This is a genomic window from Pseudomonas sp. ARP3, assembly GCF_001029595.1.
GTDB lineage: Bacteria > Pseudomonadota > Gammaproteobacteria > Pseudomonadales > Pseudomonadaceae > Aquipseudomonas > Aquipseudomonas rhodesiae.
Map to the genome: position 1 here is coordinate 72,162 of NZ_LEKF01000021.1, position 22,719 is coordinate 94,880.

At 63.4% G+C, this 22,719-nt stretch carries 22 protein-coding genes; 3 read left to right on the forward strand and 19 right to left on the reverse strand.

Translation table 11 applies throughout. The features are described 5' to 3' along the window. Positions 1 to 8: 8 nt before the first annotated feature. On the reverse strand, positions 9 to 641 hold the full coding sequence (locus tag ABX75_RS21555) for a glutathione S-transferase family protein (protein WP_034098988.1): 633 nt from the start codon (positions 639 to 641) through the stop codon (positions 9 to 11). A 231-nt stretch (positions 642 to 872) separates the two neighbouring features. On the opposite strand from ABX75_RS21555, the gene ABX75_RS21560 reads away from it, so the two are divergent. After that, on the forward strand, positions 873 to 1,949 hold the full coding sequence (locus ABX75_RS21560; protein ID WP_047882622.1) for an aldo/keto reductase: 1,077 nt from the start codon (positions 873 to 875) through the stop codon (positions 1,947 to 1,949). A 181-nt stretch (positions 1,950 to 2,130) separates the two neighbouring features. Continuing rightward, positions 2,131 to 3,336 (forward strand): DUF1835 domain-containing protein, encoded by a 1,206-nt coding sequence (locus ABX75_RS21565; protein WP_034111044.1) that lies wholly within the window; start codon positions 2,131 to 2,133, stop codon positions 3,334 to 3,336. Between the two features lie 197 nt (positions 3,337 to 3,533). Here the strand turns inward: ABX75_RS21565 and gspD are convergent, their stop codons facing one another. From gspD to ABX75_RS21625, 12 genes are all read right to left on the reverse strand, one after another. Beyond that, positions 3,534 to 5,753 (reverse strand): type II secretion system secretin GspD, encoded by a 2,220-nt coding sequence (gene gspD, locus ABX75_RS21570; RefSeq protein WP_047882623.1) that lies wholly within the window; start codon positions 5,751 to 5,753, stop codon positions 3,534 to 3,536. Beyond that, entirely contained in the window at positions 5,750 to 6,274 is a 525-nt protein-coding gene (locus tag ABX75_RS21575; RefSeq protein WP_047882624.1) for a general secretion pathway protein GspN, read from the reverse strand. The genes gspD and ABX75_RS21575 overlap by 4 nt, the downstream gene beginning before the upstream one ends. Then, a complete protein-coding gene (gene gspM / locus ABX75_RS21580; protein ID WP_047882625.1) occupies positions 6,271 to 6,882 on the reverse strand; it encodes a type II secretion system protein GspM in 612 nt (203 codons plus the stop codon). Before gspM ends, ABX75_RS21575 begins: the two co-directional genes overlap by 4 nt. Then, a complete protein-coding gene (locus tag ABX75_RS21585; protein WP_047882626.1) occupies positions 6,857 to 7,900 on the reverse strand; it encodes a type II secretion system protein GspL in 1,044 nt (347 codons plus the stop codon). The genes gspM and ABX75_RS21585 overlap by 26 nt, the downstream gene beginning before the upstream one ends. After that, the gene (locus tag ABX75_RS21590) at positions 7,897 to 8,622 is read right to left on the reverse strand and encodes a general secretion pathway protein GspK (protein WP_040268841.1); all 726 of its coding nucleotides are present in this window, start codon (positions 8,620 to 8,622) and stop codon (positions 7,897 to 7,899) included. Before ABX75_RS21590 ends, ABX75_RS21585 begins: the two co-directional genes overlap by 4 nt. Then, positions 8,619 to 9,248 (reverse strand): prepilin-type N-terminal cleavage/methylation domain-containing protein, encoded by a 630-nt coding sequence (locus ABX75_RS21595; protein WP_047882627.1) that lies wholly within the window; start codon positions 9,246 to 9,248, stop codon positions 8,619 to 8,621. The genes ABX75_RS21590 and ABX75_RS21595 overlap by 4 nt, the downstream gene beginning before the upstream one ends. Further along, positions 9,245 to 9,601 (reverse strand): prepilin-type N-terminal cleavage/methylation domain-containing protein, encoded by a 357-nt coding sequence (locus ABX75_RS21600; RefSeq protein ID WP_034098999.1) that lies wholly within the window; start codon positions 9,599 to 9,601, stop codon positions 9,245 to 9,247. Before ABX75_RS21600 ends, ABX75_RS21595 begins: the two co-directional genes overlap by 4 nt. After that, positions 9,598 to 10,029, reverse strand: coding sequence for a GspH/FimT family pseudopilin (locus tag ABX75_RS21605; protein ID WP_034099001.1), 432 nt, complete (start codon positions 10,027 to 10,029; stop codon positions 9,598 to 9,600). Before ABX75_RS21605 ends, ABX75_RS21600 begins: the two co-directional genes overlap by 4 nt. A gap of 3 nt (positions 10,030 to 10,032) precedes the next feature. After that, positions 10,033 to 10,458 carry a type II secretion system major pseudopilin GspG gene (gspG, locus tag ABX75_RS21610; protein WP_034111054.1) on the reverse strand — a complete coding sequence of 142 codons (426 nt, stop codon included), beginning with the start codon at positions 10,456 to 10,458 and terminating at the stop codon, positions 10,033 to 10,035. Positions 10,459 to 10,478: 20 nt separating this feature from the next. After that, complete coding sequence (gene gspF, locus ABX75_RS21615; protein WP_034111056.1) at positions 10,479 to 11,681, reverse strand: type II secretion system inner membrane protein GspF; 1,203 nt, start codon at positions 11,679 to 11,681, stop codon at positions 10,479 to 10,481. Next, positions 11,678 to 13,396, reverse strand: a complete 1,719-nt coding sequence (gene gspE, locus ABX75_RS21620; protein WP_047882628.1) for a type II secretion system ATPase GspE — start codon at positions 13,394 to 13,396, stop codon at positions 11,678 to 11,680. Before gspE ends, gspF begins: the two co-directional genes overlap by 4 nt. Positions 13,397 to 13,488: 92 nt before the next feature. After that, a complete protein-coding gene (locus ABX75_RS21625; protein WP_034099010.1) occupies positions 13,489 to 13,716 on the reverse strand; it encodes a hypothetical protein in 228 nt (75 codons plus the stop codon). Positions 13,717 to 14,222: 506 nt separating this feature from the next. Here ABX75_RS21625 and ABX75_RS21630 point away from each other — a divergent pair. Continuing rightward, positions 14,223 to 16,973 carry a glycoside hydrolase family 3 C-terminal domain-containing protein gene (locus ABX75_RS21630; protein WP_034099012.1) on the forward strand — a complete coding sequence of 917 codons (2,751 nt, stop codon included), beginning with the start codon at positions 14,223 to 14,225 and terminating at the stop codon, positions 16,971 to 16,973. A gap of 58 nt (positions 16,974 to 17,031) precedes the next feature. On the opposite strand, the gene ABX75_RS21635 is transcribed toward ABX75_RS21630, so the two are convergent. The 6 genes from ABX75_RS21635 to ABX75_RS21660 all read right to left on the reverse strand — a co-directional run bounded on the left by ABX75_RS21635 (position 17,032) and on the right by ABX75_RS21660 (position 22,465). After that, positions 17,032 to 17,646: a TetR/AcrR family transcriptional regulator gene (locus ABX75_RS21635; RefSeq protein ID WP_034099013.1), complete on the reverse strand. Its 615-nt coding sequence runs from the start codon at positions 17,644 to 17,646 to the stop codon at positions 17,032 to 17,034. Positions 17,647 to 17,711: 65 nt separating this feature from the next. Beyond that, the gene (locus ABX75_RS21640; RefSeq protein WP_040268849.1) at positions 17,712 to 19,322 is read right to left on the reverse strand and encodes a gamma-glutamyltransferase family protein; all 1,611 of its coding nucleotides are present in this window, start codon (positions 19,320 to 19,322) and stop codon (positions 17,712 to 17,714) included. Positions 19,323 to 19,358: 36 nt separating this feature from the next. Continuing rightward, positions 19,359 to 20,138, reverse strand: a complete 780-nt coding sequence (locus ABX75_RS21645; protein WP_034099017.1) for an amino acid ABC transporter ATP-binding protein — start codon at positions 20,136 to 20,138, stop codon at positions 19,359 to 19,361. 2 nt (positions 20,139 to 20,140) lie between these two features. Then, positions 20,141 to 20,917 carry an amino acid ABC transporter permease gene (locus ABX75_RS21650; RefSeq protein ID WP_034099019.1) on the reverse strand — a complete coding sequence of 259 codons (777 nt, stop codon included), beginning with the start codon at positions 20,915 to 20,917 and terminating at the stop codon, positions 20,141 to 20,143. Between the two features lie 11 nt (positions 20,918 to 20,928). Further along, the gene (locus tag ABX75_RS21655) at positions 20,929 to 21,735 is read right to left on the reverse strand and encodes an ABC transporter substrate-binding protein (RefSeq protein WP_040268851.1); all 807 of its coding nucleotides are present in this window, start codon (positions 21,733 to 21,735) and stop codon (positions 20,929 to 20,931) included. Between the two features lie 61 nt (positions 21,736 to 21,796). Then, positions 21,797 to 22,465 carry a GntR family transcriptional regulator gene (locus tag ABX75_RS21660; protein WP_047882629.1) on the reverse strand — a complete coding sequence of 223 codons (669 nt, stop codon included), beginning with the start codon at positions 22,463 to 22,465 and terminating at the stop codon, positions 21,797 to 21,799. Positions 22,466 to 22,719 lie beyond the last annotated feature (254 nt).

Here is a 22,719-nt window from a genome sequence, read left to right on the forward strand (position 1 = left end):
GACGCTCCCTAGCTCGATTGCAAACCGACGGCTGTGCGCGGCATACCGACAAAACCCGGCAGGGCTTCGATGCGCCCCAACCAGGCGCGTACCTGAGGGTAGTCGGCCAACGAAACATTGCCTTCCGGCGCGTGGGCCACGTAACTGTAGAACGCCACATCGGCAATGCTCGGCTGCTCGCCCACCAAAAACGGTGTCTGACTCAGTTGCTGCTCCAACAGGCTCAACAACCCATGAGCCCGGCTGATGGCCAACGGCGCATCCACATCGGCGCCAAACACCACCGCCAGCCGCGCGGTGGCAGGCCCTGCGTGCAGCGGCCCGGCGGCGGCCGACAGCCAGCGCTGGACCCGCGCCTGCCCCACCGGGTCACTCGGCAGCCATTGGCCGTTACCGTATCGGCTCGCCAGGTACACCAGGATCGCATTGGAATCGGCCAGCACCACGCCGCCATCATCGATGGCCGGCACCTGACCGAAACTGTTGATATTGGCCAGAAACGCCGCGCTTTTATGCGCGCCTTGCTTGAGGTCGACCAGGATAAATTCACTGGGCAGCCCCAACAGCGACAACATCAGCTCGACTCGATGGGAGTGGCCGGACAACGGAAAACCGTAAAGTTTGATCGCAGGCTGAGACATGACAGGCTCCAAAAAGTAGTGGGTAGGCAGCGCTGACCATCTTCCAGCGCTGCTGCCACCGATGGAATCACCACGGTTCACAATCGAGCATTTCAGCTGGCGAAACAATGCCCATCCACATATATCCGGCAGCCAGGTGCAGCAGGCGCATCGAGGTTTCATGGAAAAAATTCAAACTATCGCCAACTGCATGGCTCAGAACTTCACGTTCAACGTTTAGCAGGAGGCGACATGCAGTATCGACAACTGGGCCATTCGGGTCTGCTGGTATCCGAAATCATCCTGGGCACCGTACCGTTTGGCGGCCGCGCCGAGTTTGAGAAATGCGGCAGCGTCGACGTGCCCCAGGCCAGGCGCATGTTCGACATCGCGTTCGACGCCGGGGTAAACATGGTCGACACCGCCGACCTCTATTCCCATGGCTTGGCCGAGGAAGTGGTCGGCAAGGCGCTTGGCGACAAGCGCAACGACATCCTGCTGGCCACCAAAGGGCGCAGCCCGGTGGACAACAACCCGAACAACTCCGGCTCGTCGCGCTATCACTTGATCCGAGCCTGCGAAGCCAGTCTGAAGCGCCTGGGCACCGACCATATCGACCTGTATCAGCTGCACAACTGGGACGGTATGACGCCCATCGAGGAAACCCTCGAAGCCCTGCGCTTGTTGGTGGGTTCGGGCAAGATCCGCTATTTCGGCACCAGCAATTTCACGGCCTGGCAAATGATGAAAACCCTGGGCAAAGCCGAGTTGCACGGCATGCTCAAACCCATCACGCAACAGATCTACTACACGCCGGAATCCCGCGAGGCCGAGTACGAATTACTGCCGCTGGCCCTCGATCAGCACGTTGGCACCCTGGTGTGGGGACCGATGGGCGAAGGTCTGTTGACCGGCTCCACCCGCCGAGGGCAAAAGCCGCCGGCCAATACCCGCCAGGGCAGCGACTGGCCGGAACCCTACGTGCATGATCATGAGCGCGCGCTGGACATCATCGAAACCCTCGCCGCGGTAGGCGACGAGCACGGCGTCTCGGTGGCGCGTACGTGCCTGGCGTGGCTCAAGGATCGTCCGGGCATCACCTCGTTGATCGTCGGCGCGCGCACCGAGGAACACCTGCGCGATAACCTGGCGGCCACCGAGTTGAAGCTCACCGAGGCGCAATCCTCCCGCATCGAAGCCGTGACACGGCGCCAGCCGTTATACCCGTACTGGCACCGCTTCACTGCCGGGATCGATCGCTTTGATCCGGCTGAACAGCCGTTCTTGGCCGAACACCGCAAGACCCTGGACGCGCGCCAGGACAAGTAAGGCAAGGCGGCCCTCTGCGTGAGGGCCGCCTTGCAATCGCCTGCCATGCTGCCTATATTTGCGGCCTGGCGCGATCCACGCCACCTTCCGCGGAAAGGGCTGCGCCCAGGACACCGCAACACCCATCCGATTGCTACGACTCCCCACCTGACAGCGGAAAAAGGTAAGCCCAGGAGCTCGTATGTCGCCACGTCCCGTCACCTCCACCACCGATGGTCGCCTCAACCTTGAGCAGCAGCGCAAGCGCGCCAAGGAATTGCTGCCGCATCTCAAAGCCCAAGACCCCGGTGCAACCTTGTCCCAGGCCCAATGGCAGATCGCCAAGCAGTTGGGGTTCAGCAGTTGGCCCAAGCTCAAGGCCCATGTCGACGCCCTCGACTTTGCCGCGCGCCATCCCGATTTCCACGCCAGTGATGAAGCCCGCACCACCCATTGGCGCTGCGGCAGCGACATCGCCCACACCTTGCAACTGGCCGGGTTCCAGGGCCAGTTCCGCATGCTCACCGACCCGCTGTGCATGGGCCCGGTACGCGACCTGCCCGCCGAGGCGTTTCGCGCTCTACGCAGCGCCTTTATCAGCCAGGCCTTCGCCCTGGACTTGGCCACCGTGGCGCGCCGGGTCGACGATGAATACCAGCAATTGCAGGCGCTGGCCGACGACACGCCGAGTGTGTTGTGGTGCGAAGCGGACGCGTATGACCAGCTGTTCCTGATCCGTGTCCTGGCCGGCCTGGACCGTGCTCCGCGCCAATTGGAGTTGATTGAAGTGGCGCAGATTCCAGGCGTCGAACGCTTTATCGGCATCGGCCAACTGGCCCCGGACGTGCTCGCCTGGCTGTGGCCACAGCGGCGCTTGATCGGTGACGACGCGGTGCAGCTGGCCAAACAGGCCTGGTCGGCCTATTGCGATCCGTCACCGCTCAAACTGGCGCAACTGGCACACGCCCATCACCCCGCCCTACCCTTGCTGGGCCCGGCCTTGTTGCGTCAGTTGCAAGAATTGCCTGGCGCCCAGGACGGCCTGTCGCTGACCGAGCGCCTGGCCTTGACCAGCCTCGCCGACACCGGGCCCATGCCCTTCGGGCGTGTATTCGCCGAACTGATGGCCAAGCGCGAACCACTGCCGTTTCTGGGCGACATGATGTTCCATGCGCTGCTCCGCCCGCTCATCGATGGCGCGCAACCGTTACTTACCGAAAGCGCAACACAACTGGAATGGCCCCGTCGCGTGCTGACGCTGACGCCCCTGGGCCATCAGGTGCTCAGCGGCCAAGCCTATTGGCTCGACCACGCCTCACACGAACGCTGGGTCGGCGGCACTTGCATCCGCCCCGGCGAGCCGCACTGGGTGATTGACCACGCGCTGCGGCCAGTCTGGAAGACCTGAGAAAATAGGTTTTTTTGTGGTGAGCGGGCTTGCCCCGCGCTGGGCCGCGAAGCGGCCCCAAAACCAAGCCCCTCGGTATGCCCGATAAAACCACAGTCTCTGGAGTGGGGCTGCTCCGCAGCCCAGCGCAGGGCAAGCCTGCTCAGCACGGCGTTATGAGCCAGCCTTTTCGATGACGCAAGCAGTTCAAAACCTGCTTACTGAACAGGCCGCAACAACTGCATCTGCTGGCGATAGTCATCCGTCACTTGTCGCGCCTGGCTGCTGCTGGTGATCACCCTCGGTGTAATCAGCACGATTAATTCCGTGCGGTCCTTGGACTTGCTGGTGTTGCCGAACAACCAGCGCAATCCCGGAATTTTCCCCAGGTAGGGCACTGCACTGACACTTTCGGCGTTGTCCTGTTTGATCAAGCCGCCGAGCAGCACCGTCTGCCCGCTCTGCACCGCCACTTGGGTCGAGACCGAGCGCGTGGAGATGCGCGGATTATTTTGCGTGTCGCTGTTGGCGGCCTGGTCCTGGGCGTCGCTGACCTGCTGCTGAATGTCCATGTACACCAGGCCGCCCGGATTGATGCGCGGCACCACGTCGAGGATCACACCGGTCTGCACGTATTCGACGCTGCTCAAGGTGGTGTCGGAGGTGCCGGTGTTGACCGTGGTCTGGCTGATGGGGATGTTGTCGCCCACTTGGATCTGCGCCGGTTGGTTGTTCATCACCACCAGCGACGGCGCCGACAGCACTTGGGTACGGCCGTTGGTTTCCAGGGCGTGCAGGGCCACTTGCAGGTTGGAGCTGACGAAGGAATAGAACAACGAATCCGTCGCCCCCAGCCCTGCCCCGCCACCGCCCAGCGCACCTTGGCTACCGGCGGCGTTGGCCACGGTGGTGCTGGTGGAATTACCGGCCAGGCGCCCCAAGTACCACTGCACGCCCAGGTCCAGTTCACCGGTGAGTTTGACTTCGAGGATGCGCGTCTCGATCTGCACTTGCAGCGGCGGGTTGTCGAGGCGTTTGATCGCCGATTCGATCTCTTTCCACTGCACTGGGCGCGTGCGTACCAGCAGTTGGTTGCTGCTCTTCTGCGCGGTGATGCGGGTGCCGGCGTCGAGGCTTTTGGTCGGGGCGCCTTCACTGGCGTCCTGGGCGGTGCTGTCCTGATCGGCTTCGGGCTCCTGCTCTTCATCCTCCGCGGCGGGTGGGTTGTTATTGAAGTTGTTACTCAAGCCGCCCGGCGTGCTGCCGGAGGTGCTGTTGGTGCCGGGGGATGACAGGGTCGCGGTGCGCAGGCCAGGGGCGACTTTAGCCGGGGCGTCGTCCTTGATCGCGCCCGTGCCGTAGATCTGTCGCAAGTACTTGGCCAGGTCGGTGGCCTTCATATTGCGCACGTCATACACGTACATCTGCGGCTCGTTGCCGCCGCCCTCATCGATGGTGTGAATCCAGTCGCCGACTTCGCTGAGGTACTGCGGCTGCGACGAGATCGCCACCACCGAGTTGGTCCGCTCGATCGGCAGGAAGCGCACCATGCCCGCCAACGGCATGCCACTGTCGGGGCCGAACATTTTTTGCAGCTCAGGCATCAGCTCCGCCACCGAGGCACGTTGCAGGCCGAACACTCCAACGGACATGCCTTTGAGCCAGTCCACATCGAAGGTGTCGATGGTGTCCTGATAGTTGGCCAACTCTTCCGGAGTGCCGGCCAGGCTCAGTACGTTGCGCGCCGGGTCCACCAGCAAAAATGCGTTCTCGCGGGCGAATGGCTTGAGCAGTTTCTGCATCTCGGTGGCCGAGATATAGCGCAACGGAAACAGCCGCGCCGACAGCCCGCTGGACGGCTGTGCCACGCGCATCTGCGGCACCAGTTTGCCCGCCACCGCCTGGCTCGCCGGCAGGATCACATAACGGTTGCCCTGCTGGATCATGGCATTGTCGGTCCAGGACAACAGGGTTTCGAGGATCGACAACGCCTGCTGCTTATTCACCGGCTTGGAGGTGGAAAAGCTGACAGTGCCTTTCACGCCCTGGGCGATGCTGTAGTTCTCGTGCAGCAGGTCGCCCATCACGCTGTTGATCACCGCTTCGATGGGCTGGTCGGCGAAGTTGAACACGATGTCGCCGCCGCTCTCCTCGCGACCGGCGGGTGCGGCGCTTGGGGGGCGAACGAAGGACTGGTTGCCACGGATCAACTGGCGCTGGGGTGGGGTTTTCGCGCTGGGTTGGGGATTGTCGAGCGGTGCCTGTTCCGTTGTCGGGTCCACCGGCGGGCGTTGCGAACCGGTGCCTTGCAACGCTTCGTGCAACAGCGCCGGGTCGGCGTCCAGGTGCTCGGGAAAGGTCCCGCAGCCACCGAGGGTGACGGCGGTGGCCAGGCAAAACGCAGTGGTGCGCAAAGCGCCAGGGAAAGTATCGATCAAGGGGTGGACTCGTGAGGAAGGGTAATCGGGGGCGTCATGGACGGCGGCGGCAAACGCGGGGTTTTGAGGCTCAGGGTTTGCGTGCGGCCATCCAGCACAAAACGGGCGTCGCGTGGGGTGAGCTGTTCGAGTCGCCAGCCGTTGGGCAGGGTCTGACCCTGGTGGACTTTGAGCGGCGGGCCATCCGCGCGCTTGAGCAGCGCCACCCGCACGTTGCCGTCCAGAAGGACGCCGGTCAGCACCAGGCTCGAAAAGCCGGACACACTGGCCTGACCGACAGCGCGGTCAGGGCTGCGATCCGGGCTGAACAGTGGCGCCTGCCAGGTGCCGGCCAGGCTGTCGAGACTTGCACTCGGTGCATTCAGCACCTTGGGCGCGGCCTGGGTACGCGCATCCGGCGCTGGCGCCGGCAGCCATTGGGGCGCGTCGCCGATGCTGCTGAGAATGCCGGCCATCAGCAGGCCCAACAGCGCGGCCACGCCGAGCAATACCCATTCGAGGGGGCGCAATACACTGATCATGGCTGCACCTGCCGCGCGCTCGCCGGTTGCAGGTAGCCGCGCACCAACAGGTGCACCACCAGCTTGCCGGCACCGCCACTGACCGGCGCGCTCGGCGCGCGGCGAATGCTCATTTCATCAACGAACAGAAACGGCCGCTGGTATTCCAGCTCGTACAGAATCGCGGTCAACGGCTCGATGGCGCAATTAAGCGTGAGGCTGACTTTAACCTGGCGATAGGGCTCGCTGTCGTCTTGTTCCGGGGTGATCGGCATGCGTTGGGTCAAGCTGCAACCGCCGCCGACAGTGGCGCGGCTGTTGATCAGGTCGGCGATGCGTTGCATCAAGTCGGCGGCCACCGCGCTGGGGTCATCGCCGGGCAATAGGCTGGTGCTGCTGGTGGGGTCCTGGCGCGCCTGCTCCAACTGTTGGCGCAGGCTGTCGGCCTGGCGCAGTACCCCGGCGTAGCGTTGTTGTTGCTCGCGTAACTGCTCGGCTTGCTCGCCCATAGCGCGCAAGGGGCCGGCGAACCAGCTGTCGATCAACAGCCAGTACACGGCGCCGAGTACCAGAGCCAGGCCGATCAGGGCGGCGCCACGGCGTTCACGGGGTGTCAGGGGTCGGCGCATCAGCGGCCTCCTGGTGCAGGTGGGCGCGCAAGGAAAACTGATCCTTGCCGGTTTGCGCATCGGGTTGGATCACCCCTTCGAACTGGGCGTTTTCCAGGCTGCGGCAGCCTTTGATCCGAGTGATCAGCGCGCTGGCCTTGGCGCTTTGGCCGGAGAAGGACACCTCGGCACCGTCGCTGACTTCCAACTGGTCGAGCCAGGTGTCGGGCGGCAGGCACGCGGTCAGTTCGTTGAGCAGCGCCGACAGCGGCGGTTGCGCCATTTTGCGGCGGATCAGGTACTGCGCGGCGCCGCGGGTATTAAGCAGTTGCTGGCGCAACGCTTGAACTTCGGCCACTTGCGCTTTTTGCTCGCGCACGCTCTGCTGCATGGCCTCCAAAACCCGTTGACGGTCATCGAGCCACAGCACCATGGCGCCGATCATCAAGGCGCCGCACAGCCACGGCAGGCTGCGCTGCAAGCCCTTGCCGGCCGGACGCTGACGGCGGCGCAGCGGCGGCGGCAACAGGTCGACGCCAAGGGCGTTGCCCCCAGCGTCCTGCACATCCACGGCATGGGGCTGCAACCCCAGGGCGGCGCAGTCGCTGAGGATCTGGTCCAGACGCTCACGTAAAATCGCCACCACGGTCACGTCGACATGGGTCGGCATGCGGCGCTCCTGGCGGGCGACGAAGTACAGTTGGTCCGCATCGAACGGGGTAAAGCGATCCAATTCATAACCCACCACCGTGGACAGATTGCGCGCCGTCGCCGGCGGCAGCCGCAGGGTTTGCATCAGCACCGCCTGCGGAGCCAGCAACAGCACCTGGCGCACCTCCCCCACCACTGGCGGCACGGCGGCGGTCAGTGGCCAGTGGTAGAGCCGGTCGGGGATATCGTGCAGCGACAGCCAGCGCGGCAGGCAGCCACGCAGTTCCTTGAGCCACAGTCGCCAGCCCTGTTGCAACAGGCTGCCACGCCAGCGCTGGGCGATGGGCGCCGTAAGCGGTTGCAGGCGCGCCGCGAGGAAGTCATTCATTCTTGCCAACGGAGTACTCGATAAGGTTGGGCGCTGCCTTGCGCGGGGCTCAATAACACGGTGGCCTGCAATCGGGCGTGGTAGCCGCCGGGCCGTTCGGCGTGGCTGTCGATCACCAGCACCTCGCCGGGGTCGGCGCCCACCGCGCTCAGGTGCGGCAGGTTCAGGGCACGGCGCATCAGGGCGCTGGCGAAGGCTGGGTCAGGCCGGTCGAGGCCGCTCCACAGGCTGATCTCGGGTACGAGTGCGCTGTACAGCGCCTGGGTCATGCCCGGTAATTGACGCAGTTCTTCCACCACGCGAAACGGCGCCAGGCCCTGGTTACGACGCACCTCCAGGTCCCGCGCCACTTGGTTGGCCTGGGCCTGGCTGGCACCACAGGCCAGGGCCAGGCGGGCAAAATCGGCCACCTCGGCGCTGTTCAAATACAACTTGCCGCGCTCGCTGCGCAGGCTGACGCGCAGCTGCGCATCGTCGAATACCAATGGGATTTCGCGCCCATCGGCGATCCACTGTTTGCGCTGCAACGGGTCGGCGAACGCCTGCATCGCCAGGGCGATACCCGCTTCGGCCGCGAGCACCGCCTGGGTGTGCTGGCGATGCCACGCCGCCTGACGCGTTTCCAGTTGCACCCAACCGGCCAGGCCGCCCAGCAGCAGGCTGAGCAACGCCAATACCCACAGCACCAGCAGCAACGCGACGCCGCGTTGATGGCGGATCATTCCGCGGCCCCGCTGGATAGGTTCAGGCGCAGCGCAATCACTTGGGTCACCCACGGCACCGGGCCGTTGACCCGCGCGGCGATCCGCACCGCCTGGGGCAAGCGCCGCGACCATGGCCAGTCACTGAGCCAGCCGGTCGGCTGGCCCTTGGGCGACAGGCCGCGATAGCTCAATTGCAGGTCTTCGACATCGCTGAGCAACACCTGCGGCTCGCCCCGCGAGGCCGGCACACTGACCTGGGCCGGCGACTCAAACCGCGCGAACGCCACCTGCAAATCGCGCTGCGCCTGGCCGCCGGTCAACTGCAAGGTAAAGCGCTGGATGCCGCCGCCGAGCACGCCGGGCAGGGTTGCGACAAACTGCATGCGCTGGGCGCTGCCGACAAAGAAGCCATCGGTCTGGCTGTCATCCTCGGTAACATCCAAGGGCAGCGCCTCGCTGATCGACGTACGCAGAAACTGCTGCGCCGCGCGTATTTCATCCAGGCTTAGCGTGTACCGCTGTGCCTTGAGCACCGCGCGATTGGCCCCCAGCAGCGCGCCCCCGACCAGCACCAGCAGCACCCCCAGCAAGCTGATGACGATAAGAATTTCCAGCAAGGTGAAGCCCTGTTGTCGTGTGTTCACAGGCTCGCTCCGCGCAATTTCAAGGTGCTGAATTGCGCGCTGCGCGGGCCTTCGCTGACGGTCAGGTCGAGGCGAAACAAATGCGGCTGGCCGAGGCGTCCGGGTTGTTGGGCGATACGCAACTGCCAGGCGATGCCGTCCAGTTCGCCCTGGCGCACGCCGTTGGCGAGGGGCCCGGAGGCTTCCTGGTCCATCACGCTAAGGGCGGCGTGGCTGAGGCGGTCGCTGTGGGTCACTTGCAGCAACGAACGTGCGCTTTGGCCAAAGGCGACCAGCAGCACCGTGCTGCACAGGGCCATCAACAGCAGCGCGGCGAGCATTTCCAACAAAGTGAAACCGCCTTGGTTTTTCATGGCAACGCCTTGGATTGCACGCTGCCGGTCAGCCAGCCGATATCGATGCGCCAACGCCGCGTGCCGTGGGCCAGTAGCAGATGACCGCCGGTGGAGCTGCCGTCGGGGTAGAACTCAATCGCGGAGCCGGCCTGCTCGGCGGTGTGCAGGGTCACTTGCAGCTCGGCGGGCCAGTGTTTGGGTGGGCGATCCGGAGCTTGGAAGCTGAGTGTGTTCAAGTCGAACAGCGTGCTTTGCGTGGCGCCGCTGACAATCGCCCGCGCCCGCGTGCTGCGCAGCGCTTCAACCATCTGCCCTACCACCTGGCGTTCCTTTGCCGCGCGCAGGCCCTGTTGCAGGCCAAACCCTACCAAGCCGGCCGCGACGCTGATCAGTACGATCACCACCAGCATTTCCAGCAGGGTAAAGCCGCGTTGGCGGGCGGGCATGGGTTATTCCCAGTTGCCCAGGTCGGCGCTGTAACCATCGCCGCCGGGCTGGCCGTCCTGGCCGTAGAAAATCAGGTCGAAGGCGCCGTGTTCGCCGGGGAAGCGGTAACCGAAGGCGTGACCGAACGGGTCTTTGAGGTCCGACGGTTTGGCATACGGACCGGCCCAGCCGGCGCTGTTGGCAGGTTTGTCGACCAATTGCTGCAAGGTCTTGGGCGGCGAGCCGACGTCCAGGCCATAGCTTTCGATCTTCATGCTCAGGCTGGCCAATTGGGCCTTGCCCGCGCCGTACTTGCCCTTGTCCACGTTGCCGCCGACCTGGCGCACCACGATGGTCGCGACGATGCCCAGCAGCACGATCACGGCGAGCATTTCCAGCAAGGTAAAACCGCCCTGGCGGCGGGCGGGTTTGAATCGGGTATGGCGCATGGGAGTGGGTCCTTGTGGGTTCATATATTGCTGGTCAGGCTCATCAGCGGCAGCATGATCGCCAACATGATCACCGCCACCAGCACCGCCATGACCACGGTCAGCGACGGCACCAGCGCGGCCAGCAAGCGGTCGATGCCGCGCTTGGCTTCGACGTCGAACACATCGGCGACCTTGAGCAACATGCCGTCCAGGTCGCCGGCCTGTTCGCCGACTTCAATCATTTGCAGGGCCAGGTCCGGCAGCAGCGGCTCGGCGCCGAACGCACTGGCCAGGGTGCCGCCGCCCTTGACCGACTCGGCGGCCTGGGCCACCTGGGCTTGCAAGGCGCGGTTGGTGCAGACCTGCCGCGCAATCACCAATGCTTGCAGCAGGGCCACGCCGTTGCTGAGCAAGGTGCCGAGAGTGCGCGCCAGGCGTGCGGCTTCGACCCGTTGCAGCAACGGGCCGATAACGCGCAGGCCGAGCACGCGACGGTCATAGCGTTCGCGGCGCTGGGGGTCGCGCAGACGCGCGGCCAGGACCCAGACCGTTACGATCAGGCCGGCCAGCACGGCTAATCCATAGGCCCCGAGAAACTGCCCAAGGCCCAGGATCACTTCGGTGATCAGCGGGATCGGCACGCCAAGGTCTTTGAAAATCGGCACGAATTGCGGCACCACATAGGCCAGCAGCAGCGCCAGGGAACCGAGTACGCCGACCACCAGAAACGCCGGATAGATCAGTGCGTTGATCACTTCGCCTCGCAGCAACTGGCTGCGTTCCAGGTAGTCGCTGAGTTGACGCAGGGTGTTTTCCAGGGCCCCGCCCGCCTCGCCGGCGCGCACCATGCTCAGGTACAGCGGCGAGAACTGCCCGCCCTCTGCTTCCAGGGCTTTGGATAACGGCTGGCCGGCCTTGACCTGTTCGCGGATGCGCTCGATCAGCGCGCGGGTCTGCGGTTGGCCGGGTTGCTTGAGCAGAATGCCAAGGGCGCGCTCCAAGGGTTGCCCGGCGCCGAGCAACGTGGCCAGTTGCTGGGTGAAGCTGACCAGGGCGGCGCCGTTGAGCTGGCCACGGCCCAGGGCTTTATGCAGGCCACTGAGGCCCGCTGGCTCGACCTGCAGCACCAGCAGGCCGCGCTTTTGCAGCAGGGTCACGGCAGTGGGCTGATCCTTCGCGTCGAGGGTGCCGTTGTGCGGCGCACCCTGAGCATCGAGCGCGCGGTATTTGAACAGGCTCACGTGCCCTCCCCACGCGTGACGCGCAGCACTTCTTCCAGCGAGGTGATGCCGGCCAGCGCCTGGCGCAAGCCTTCTTCGTGCAGGGTACGCAGGCCGCTGCGGCGCGCCGCCTGTTCGAGGGTGGCAGCGTCGGCCTGGCGCATCAGCAGGCTGCGCAGTTCGTCATTCATCACCAGCAATTCGGTGATCGCGCTGCGGCCGCGATAACCACCAATGCCGGGGCGATAGAGCACAATCGGACGTCGGTCCGTCAGGCGATCCAAGCCATGTTCCGCGATCAATTCAGGCGGTGCTTCGAAGGCTACGCGCGTGGCCGGGTCCAGGCGGCGCACCAGGCGCTGGGCGAGGATGCCGTTGACCGTCGAGGCGATCAGGTAGCTCTCTACGCCCATATCCAGCAGGCGCGTGATACTCGCCGCCGCGCTGTTGGTGTGCAGGGTCGACAGCACCAGGTGCCCGGTCAACGACGATTGGATCGCGATGCGGCAGGTCTCCAGGTCGCGGATCTCGCCGATCATGATCACGTCCGGGTCCTGACGCACGATAGAGCGCAACGCACCGGCAAAATCCAGGCCGATGGCGGGTTTGACCTGGATCTGGTTGATGCCTTCGAGTTGGTATTCCACCGGGTCTTCCACGGTGATGATCTTGCGTTCGGCGGTATTGAGCCGCGACAGCGCGGTGTACAACGTGGTGGTTTTGCCCGAGCCGGTCGGGCCGGTGACCAGCAGAATGCCGTGGGGCCGCTCCAGCACATCGAGAAAGGTTTGCAGGCGCTCGCCGTCGAAGCCCAGGCTCTGGAAGTCGAAGCGTACGGTCTGGCGGTCGAGCAAACGCATCACCACCGACTCGCCAAAACTGGTGGGCACCGTGGACACCCGCAGGTCCAGTTCCTTGCCCTGGATGCGCAGCATGATGCGCCCGTCCTGGGGCAGGCGGCGCTCGGCGATGTCCAGGCGCGCCATGATCTTTACTCGGGAAATCACCGCCGCCGACGAGCTGGACGGCGGCGCTTCGGCGTCATGCAGCACGCCATCGATGCGGTAGCGCACCTTGAGTTGGTTCTCGAACGGTTCGATATGGATGTCCGAGGCGCGCTGCTCGACGGCGCGTTGCAGGATCAGGTTGACCAAACGAATCACCGGCGCTTCGGAGGCCATGTCCTTGAGGTGTTCGATGTCTTCCAAGGCGCCGCCCTGCTCATCGAGGTTTTCGATCAAGGTGCCCATGGTCGAACGGCCCTGGCCGTAATAGCGCTCGATCAAGGTATCGACTTCGGTGCGCGGCCCCACCGCCAGCCACACCGGCACGCCGCAGGCATAGGCCAGGGCCTGGAACGCGTAGCGTTGCGCCGGGTTGGCCGACAGCACCGTCAGCCCGCCTTCTTGCCACCCCACCGGCACCACTTGGTAATGACGCATAAAGCGCTCGGTCAACACCGGTAACGGATCAAGCAGCGCGGGCGCGGCCTCGGCCAACAGCAGCGGCGCGCCGAGCAATTGGGCCCAGGCGCGCGCCAGTTCGACTTCGGAAACCAGCCCCAGACGCGTAAGCAGGCCGAGCAATTCGTCGTCGGCGGACGCCTGGGCCAGACGGCGAGCGCGCTCCAGATCGACGGTTTTCAGGCCGGCGTGCCGCATCAGCCAGGCGCAGACCTGGTCGGTCTCCGGGAGGGGGGTCTGGCAGGCATCGATGGGCGTTGAAGGGTTGGACATGGGTGACGGTCTGAGGGGCTATGTGAGGGACTATGTTCAACAGGCCTGTGGGAATGGCGCTTGCCATCTCCCACAGGCGATCGGTTTTCCCGTTAGTTCGAGGTTTTCGGCGCGGCCTGGTGGCTGCTGTTCAGTGGGCGACCGCCCTTGGTGGTTTCGGCCTTTTGTTTCTTGGCGGCTTTGGCATCGTGGGTCTGGGTCAGCACCGTGGAATCGGCAGCGCCAGACTGGGCATCTGCATCGGTGGAGTCGGCGGCCATGGCCGCGCCACTCAATGCAACGCCCAGCACAATACCGGCACCCAACAGGGAAACTTTCATAAATATTCTCCAGATAAAAACAGCGTTCGGCTCAAGCGGCGCCTTGACTAAGTTCAAGACCCTACACCAAAGCAGGAAGTGTTACAGCCTGTATGAAACATGGCACTTTAGAACTATCGGGCAACGCCATTAGTTCGCCATGACTGCATATATTTTCTTAAACCAATCGACTTGTAGGTTTAGCGTAAGTTCCAAAGCGTAAGAAATTATTTCTTATTTTGCGCAAAAAATAGCTTTTATTTGACTTATAAGCGCAAGAATTGCCTTAATTGTGACGTTTTTGCGATTCAAAATGCCATCGCGTGATATCGCATAGACACCATCCACAAGAATAATTAATACAATTTCCAACTAATACACTCGCGAATTTCGCCAAGTAGTTGCAATTAGCCATCGGCTAAAAATTGCGATCTGGGCAACTATTGCCTTTAAAAAAGTGATGAGCGCGCAGCAAACCCTGTTGTTTAACGCGCCTATTGATTGAACTGTTGTTGTCGGAGAGACCCATGAGTAAACGCAAAAAGATCGGGGCGCAGTCGGCGCTCGCCCTGCTGGCCCTGGCCGTGTCCCAAGTGCATGCGGGCACCAGCCCGGCGCTGGACGAGGGCCGAATGAGCCGCGCGGAAAAAGCGGCGGATAAAACCCTGGCAAAGATGACCATGGAGGAAAAACTTGCCTACATCGGCGGTATCGGTGGCTGGGACGTCAAACCCCTGAGCCAGTACGGCATTCCGCAGATCCACGGCGCCGACGGTGGCGTGGGCGTGCGCTACACCAGCGAAGGCAATGCCCAGGGCGTGGTGTACCCGTCGGGCCCGAACCTGGCAGCCAGCTGGAACCCGCGCCGCGCCATCGACTTGGGCCGGGCGCTGGGTTATGACACCGCCAGCGGCGGCTATCAGTTCGTCACCGGCCCCGGTGTGAACCTGTACCGCATGCCGTACAGCGGCCGCGCGTTCGAGTACCTGTCCGGTGAAGACCCGTTCCTCGGGGCCAGCCTGGGTCCTGCGTTGATCAACGGTATCCAGTCCCGTGGCGTGTGGGCCAATGCCAAGCATTTCGCCGCCAACGATCAGGAAAGCAACCGCTTCCACCTCAATGAAATCATCAGCGAACGCGTGCTGCGCGAGATGACGTTGCCGCCGTTCGAATCCGCGTCCAAGAACAGCAAAGTCGCGATGATGATGTGCGCCTTCCAGAAAGTGAACGGCGAGTTCGCCTGCCAGAACAAGCACCTGATGCACGACATTCTGAAAACCGAATGGGGCTATCCGGGCTTTGTGCAGAGCGACTACAACGCGGTGGTCGATGGCTTGCCCGCAGCCCAGGCCGGCACCGATCTGGACATGATGGGCTACCAGATGAACAGCACGGTGCTCAAGCCGTACCTGGACAGCGGCGAACTGAGCAGCGCGACCATTGATGACAAAGTGCGGCGCATCCTCAAGCAGATCTACCTGTACAAGTTCGACAGCAAGGCGCCGTTGACCAGCCACAATATGAACAGCGCCACCAGCAACCGCGTGGCGCTGAATGCCGCGCGCGAAGGCATTGTGCTGCTCAAGAACCAGAACAACCTGCTGCCGCTGGATGCCAAGAAGGTCAAGCGCATCGCCGTGGTCGGCAGCCTTGCCAAGTACGCGCCGCCCACCGGTTTCGGCAGTGCCAACGTAATGGCAGCCAACTACATCAGCGAGCTGAGCGGCCTGCAGCAATTGGCGCCGGGCGCCAAGGTGGAGTTTATCGACGGCCTATCCCTGGACCCGGCCACCTCGACCTGGACCCACGCCGACAGCGACGGCAACCCGGTCAAGGGCCTGAAGACCGAGTTCTTCAGCAACGCCAACTGGTCCGGCGACCCGGCCGCGCGCCGCACCGACCAGCATGTCGACCTGGACTGGTCCACCGACAGCCTGCCGGTCAACGGCGATACCGCCGCCACATCGATCCGCTACAGCGGCCAGATTACCCCGACGGTCAGCGGCGAGCAGGTGTTCAAGGTGCGCGCCGACGGTGCGGTGCGCCTGTACGTGAACGGCCAGAAAGTCCTCGATAACGGCGACGGCAAGCCGCTGCCCAACAACAGCATCCCGCCGACCATTCCGGTGTTTGCCAAGGTCAAGCTGGAGGCCGGCAAACCGGTCAACATCAAGCTGGAATACTCGCGTCGCAATGGCTACCTCTCGACCATGGGCGGCCTGGTGGGCGTGCAGATGAGCTGGGCTTCGTTGGTGGCGCCAAAGGACCTGGCCAACTACGACGCGGTACTGGTCGCGGCCGGTAACAGCAACGAGTACGAAGGCGAAGGCTTCGACCACAGCTTCGATCTGCCGGAATATCAGAACCTGCTGATCCAGAGCATCGCCAAGGTCAACCCGAACACCGTCGTCACCCTGCACGGCGGCACCGGGTTGAAGATGAGCGACTGGGTCGATCAAGTGCCGGCCGCGCTGCATGCGTTCTACCCTGGGCAGAACGGTGGCCAGGCGTTGGCGGAGATCCTGCTGGGCAAGGTCAACCCGTCGGCCAAACTGCCGATCAGCATCGAACGCAATATCGAAGACAACCCGATCTACGCGACCTTCCCCAAGTTCGACAACCAGGAAACCCTGGACGAGATGAGCTACAAGGACGACCTGTTCCTGGGTTATCGCGGCTACGAGAAAAAGGGCATCAAACCGCTCTACCCGTTCGGCTACGGCTTGTCGTACACCACGTTTGGCTACAGCAATATCAGCGTCACCCCTGGTGTGGCGGTGGCCGGTGCGCCGATCAAAGTCTCGTTCGACCTGGCCAACACCGGCAAGGTGGGCGGCGCCGAAGTGGCGCAATTGTATGTGGGGCAGAACAACCCGAAAGTCGAACGCGCGCTGAAGGAACTCAAGGGCTACAAAAAAGTGTTCCTCAAGCCGGGCGAAAGCAAGCGCGTCACCATCGAGCTCAATGACCGCTCGCTGGCCTACTACGACGTGGCGAGCAAGCACTGGGTGGTGGATGCCGACAGCTTCACCCTGTCGGTGGGCGCGTCGTCCCAGGACACTCGCCTGAACGCCAAGCTGGTCAACCCGTTCCGCCAGGAACTGTCGACCGGCACCAGCAACCCGCTGCCACGTTCGGCGCTGAACTCGACGTTGCGTGAATCGACGGTCAAGACCGGCGGCGTGCTGCATCAAAACCAAGGCGACAGCGGCACCAGCGACGGTGATGGTTACGACATGAGTGATGACAGCAGCCAGGGCAGCGCTGCGGGCAACTGATCCAGCGCGGTCGGGTGTGGCAGGGCTTACGCCCCCCCACACTTGACCCGCGTTCGACTCAGGTTCTGATGGCCGCTTCGACCCGCGCAAGGTAGGTATCGAAGCGCGCCACCAGGTCCACCCGCTCGGGAAACCGCAGCCACTGGATCTGCAGGCCATCCATCATGGCCAGGATTTCTTCAACCAGCCCAGGGATGTCCACATCGCTGCGCACTTCTCCCGCCGCCACCAGATCGGCGAACTGTCCCTGCAAACGTCGTTGGATCCCCTCATAGCGTTGCTGGAACCAGGCCCAGGCCGGCTGTGCATCGAGCAGGCTTTCGGCATTGAGAATGGTGAACGCGCGCACTACCCCCGGCGCATTGGCGTTCGCGGCATTGATCGCCCGCAGGCTGCCGAGCAACCCGCACAGCGTCTTCTCGGCGCGCACTTGATCGGCGATCCGCTGATTAATCTCGTCACGCCGTTGCAGCACGCCCATCAGCAACGAGATCTTGCTGGGATAGTGATGCAGCAACCCCGCCACCGAGAGACCGGCAACCGCCGCCACCCGCGCCACGGACGCGCCGCTGTAACCTTCGCGGGAAAACACCTGCAAGGCCGCGTCCAGCAGCTCTTCGCGGCGTTTTTCACCTTTGGGGGCGCGACGGGTTTTAGGAGCGGGATCGGTCATGGGGGCATCCTGGGGGGCAGGTATGCACCCTATCCAAAATGCCCATGAGCCGCAAATGGTGTGTCTTACCACACCGCGATATGCCCATCCGCCCGCGGCTCGGTGCCGCCGCATAACACCCCGCTGTGTGGGTCGCGCAGGATGATCTGCCCGCGCCCGTAATCGGTGAGGTCGCTGGCGATCTGCACCTGGTGACCGCGCCGCGCCAGGGCATTTGCCAACTCGCGAGAAGCGCCGTGCTCGACGCCGACATTCATATCGCCCAACCATTGCCAGCGCGGTGCATCCAGCGCGGCCTGGGGGTTGAGGCCGAAGTCCACCAGATTCATCACCATCTGCACGTGCCCCTGGGGCTGCATGTAACCGCCCATCACGCCGAATGGGCCGAGGGCCTGGCCGTTTTGGGTGAGGAAGCCAGGGATGATGGTGTGGAAGGTTTTCTTGCCGGGAGCCAGGCAGTTGGCGTGGGTGGCGTCGAGGCTGAACTCCTGGCCACGGTTCTGCAGGGCGATGCCGCTGTCGGGCAGTACCACGCCGGAGCCGAAGCCGTGGTAGTTGCTCTGGATGAACGAGACCATGTTGCCTTCGGCGTCGGCGGTGGCCAGGTACACCGTGCCGCTGGCGTGCGGGTCGCCTGGTTTGGGCGGTTGCGCCTGCTCGCCGATCTGCGCGCGGCGACGGCTGCTGTAGCGGTCGCTGAGCAGGTCGTCCACCGCCATGCGCATGTGCAGCGGGTCGGTGATGTAATGCAGGCCGTCGCTGTAGGCCAGCTTCATGGCTTCAAGCTGACGATGCCAGGTCTGTGGGCTGTCGCGGTGATCGAAGTGGAAACCTTCGAGGATTTTCAGCGCCATCAGCGCGACCAGTCCCTGGCCGCTGGGGGGGATCTCCCAGACGTCGACGCCGCGATAGTTAATGTGGATCGGCTCCACCCATTGGGCGCGGTAATCCTTGAGATCGCTGGCGCGCAGGTAACCGCCAGTGGCGCGGGCATGCGCGTCCAGGCGCTCGGCCAGGGCGCCGCGATACAGACTTTCACAGCGCGTGACGGCCAGTTCCTCCAACGTGCGGGCCTGGGCCGGATTGCGGAATATCTCGCCGGTTTTGGGCGCGCGCCCATCAATGAGGAAAGTGTCGAACCAGGCATCGAGCACCGGGTCGCGATGGGGGCTGAATTCGTTCACGGCCAGTTGCCATTGATGGGCAACCACCGGCGACACTGGAAAACCATCCCGTGCCAAGCGGATGGCCGGTTGCAGCAGCGCAGCGAAGGGCAACTTGCCGAAGCGTTGCGACAGCTCCGCCCAGGCCGACGGGCAGCCAGGCACCGTCACCGGCGTCCAACCGTACAGCGGCATACGCTCGTAGCCGGCTGCCTTGACCGCCTCGATACTCAACGCTGCCGGCGCATGGCCGTTGCCGTTCAGACCGTGCAGTTGGCCTTTGCACCAGACCAGCGCAAACGCATCGCCCCCCAGGCCGCAGCCGGTGGGTTCAACTACGGTGAGCGCCGCCGCCGTGGCGATGGCGGCATCGATGGCATTGCCGCCCTGCTGCATGACTTCAATACCGGCCTGAGCGGCCAGGGGCTGGGACGCGGCTACCATGCCGCGATGGGCGAACACACTTTGACGTTGCGACGGATAGGGGTACTCATGGGCAGAGAATTTCAACATGGCAAAGGCTCTTGAATACGGGGGGTTGGCGTGCGTTCAGAGCACGCGACTGAGAAACGCTCGGGTACGCGGGTGGCTGGGATGGCTGAAGATCTGTTCCGGTGGCCCTTGCTCGATCAGTTCGCCCTGATCGAGCACCACCACGCGATCAGCCACCTCACGGGCAAAGCCCATTTCATGGGTCACCACCACCATGGTCATGCCCTCCTCGGCCAGTTCTTTCATCACTTGCAGCACTTCGCCGACGGTTTCCGGGTCAAGGGCGCTGGTGGGTTCGTCGAACAGCATGGCCTGGGGTTTCATTGCCAGCGCGCGGGCAATCGCTACCCGTTGCTGCTGGCCCCCGGAGAGCATCGACGGGTAGTGGCTGGCCTTGTCCGCCAGGCCCACCCGCGCAAGCAAACCGCGCGCCTGTTCCAACGCTTCGGCACGCGGGGTGCCCAGCACCTGGATCGGCGCCTCGATGATATTTTCCAGCGCGGTCATATGGGGGAACAGGTTGAACCGCTGGAACACCATGCCGATGTCGCGGCGCTGACGGGCGATGTTGCGCTCCGAATCGCGCACCAGGCTGCCGTCGCTGCGTTCGCGGTAGCCCATGGCGCGGCCGTTGACGCGGATGCGCCCGCCCTGGATGTCCTCCAGCAGGTTGATGCAGCGGATAAACGTGGTCTTGCCGGAACCGGAGGCGCCGATCAGCACCACCACTTCGCCGCGCCGCACTTGCAGGGAGATGCCTTTGAGGATCTGCAGCGCGCCGAACGATTTGTGGATATCCAGCGCCTCAATGATCAGTTCTTCACTTTGATGCGCCATGGTTAACGTCCCCTCAGCAGTTTCAGGGTACTGCGACCGAACATGCGGCTGGCTGCCGGCGGCGGTGCAGACGGCCGGTCGGACTGGCTGAAGCGCACTTCAAGCCAGCGCTGGAAAAAGCCCCACAGCGTGGTCAGCGTAAGGAAGTACAACGCGACCACCAAGTACAACTCGAACACGCGGAACGTCGCCGAGGTGATCATCTGAGTGCTGAGCAGCAGCTCCTGCACGCCGATCACGCTGACCAAGGTGGTGTTCTTGAGCATCACGTTGAACTCATTGCCCAGGGGCGGCACGATCACGCGAAACGCCTGGGGCAGCACAATGCGCCGCATCAACTTGGCGAAGCCCATGCCCAGGGAACGTCCGGCTTCGTATTGGCCCTTGTCTACCGCACCGATACCGGCGCGGATGATTTCGGCCATGTACGCGCCTTCGTTCAGGCCCAGGGCAATGATCGCCGCCTGGATATTGCCGGGGACGATCAAGCCGAACAGCTCGATGTCCTCGAAGCGGAAAATCCCGCCCGCCGCCAATGCGGTGTACAGAAACACGATCTGCACCAGTAACGGCGTGCCGCGCATCAGCCACACATAAAAGCGTACCGGCAGGTGCAGCAACGGGTTGCCGGACAGCCGCAACAACGCCGCCGCCAGGCCCAGCACACACCCCAGCGCCATGGCCAGCACACTGATCAGGCAGGTCAGCCACAGCCCGGTGAGGTACACCCCGCTGGGCTGCAATAGGTACTGCCAGAACACATCCCAATTGAAGTTCATCGCGGCGGACCTCAGTCGAGTGTGTCGCTGCTGACATGCCACTTGTTCAGTAACTGCACATAGCTGCCATCGCTGCGCATATCGCTGATCACCTGCTGCACGGCGGCCGTCAGTTGTGGGTCATCCTTGCGCATGCCCAGGCCGGTGAGGATGCGGCTGAACGCAGGCACGCCCTCCTGAAACAGGTCCGGGGCCATCGCCGCGTAATAACCGGCGGTTTCCACGGTGGTGCCATAGGCGTCCACCTGGCTGATGCGCAGGGCCTGAAAGGCGTCGGTGTCGGTGTTGTACACCACCAGTTTCATCGGTGGCTTGCCGGCCTTGGTCAGGCTGTCGTTCTGCGTGTCCAGCAGGGTTTTGATGGTGGAGCCGTTGAGCACAGCAACTTTGTGCGCGGACAAGTCGTCCAGCGTCTTGATGCCCTTGGGATTGCCCTTGGGCACCACCACCGATTGGCTGGAATACATGTAGTTGACGATGTCGATCACTTGCCGCCGCTCGGGCTTGTCGAACAGCTGATCAACGATCATGTCGCATTGCTGGGCCAGTAACGCCGGCACCAGCCCCGAGAACGGAATCACCTTCCACTGCACCTGCTTGTCGCCCAGGCGCTTAGCGATTTCCAAGCCCAGGTCCACGGTAAGCCCCCGGGGTTTCTGAGACTCATCGAAGGAGACCAGGGGCGGTGAATCCATGCCTGAGCAATAAGTGAGTTTGTCGACGTTGCGCAATCGCTCCGGCACCTGGGGCGCGGCAACGGCCCATTGCGTGCACAGACCGAGGGAGACAGCCACCAGCAAGGCGCGGTGTTTATGCATGACCAGACACTCCAGTTCGTGGAAAAACGGGGCAGGACTCAACGTCAAAACACAGTGGATCTTATTGTTCTGTTTGCAGGAATTGGATCAGCGCCGGCACGGTGCCTTCGATGTGCTCACGCACCACGGCCTCGGCGCGCGCGGCATCGCCGGCACGAATCGCCTCCAGGATCACCGAGTGCTCCTGGCGCGCGCTTAGGGGTTTTTCACCGTGCTGCAGCCACAGCCGCATCGGCGCTTCGACCAGGGAATACAACGCCGAAATCTGCTTCATCAAACGCGGCCTGCCGCTGAGGCTGCACAGGTATTCGTGGAAGGCGCGGTGTCGGCTGACCCACTCGGCGCTCTCATCGCGGTAGTCATCCATTTCATCCAGCAGACGCTCCAGCGCCGCCAACTGACGCTCGCCGATGCGGCCTACTGCCACGCGTACCGCCAGCCCTTCCAGGGCGCTGCGCATCTCGAAGACTTCGTGCAACTCATCAATGTCCAGGCCACTGACAATCGCGCCACGGTTGGGACGCAAAGTCACCAGTCCTTGGGCATCCAGACGGCGAAACGCTTCGCGCACCGGCATACGGCTCATGCCGATCTCGCTGGCGATGTCTTCGGCGATCAGGCGATCGCCCTTGCGCAAGCGACCGCCGCAGATGGCGTCGAGCAGGAAGTTGTAAGCCTCCTCCTCGGCGGTCAGCGGCTGACGGTCAACGTAAGCGGGAGCAAATTGCATCAGCGTCACCTTTTGTATTTTTGTATCCAATTATCCACGGATACAAACACAGCAGGATATGTGCCAGCTGCACCAGGCAATGTTTAAGAGACTGATTTTGCACGAAACAGCGGCACGCCCCGTCGGTTAACAAGGGCTGCCGTGTGTGGAGGTGTGCTACCAAATGGCTCACAGATGGCACCGATTGTGAGCAGAACAGTGCCAGTAACACGCCTGGGGAGGAGCGCTCGGTCAGGCAGCCCGACCGCGCTCAC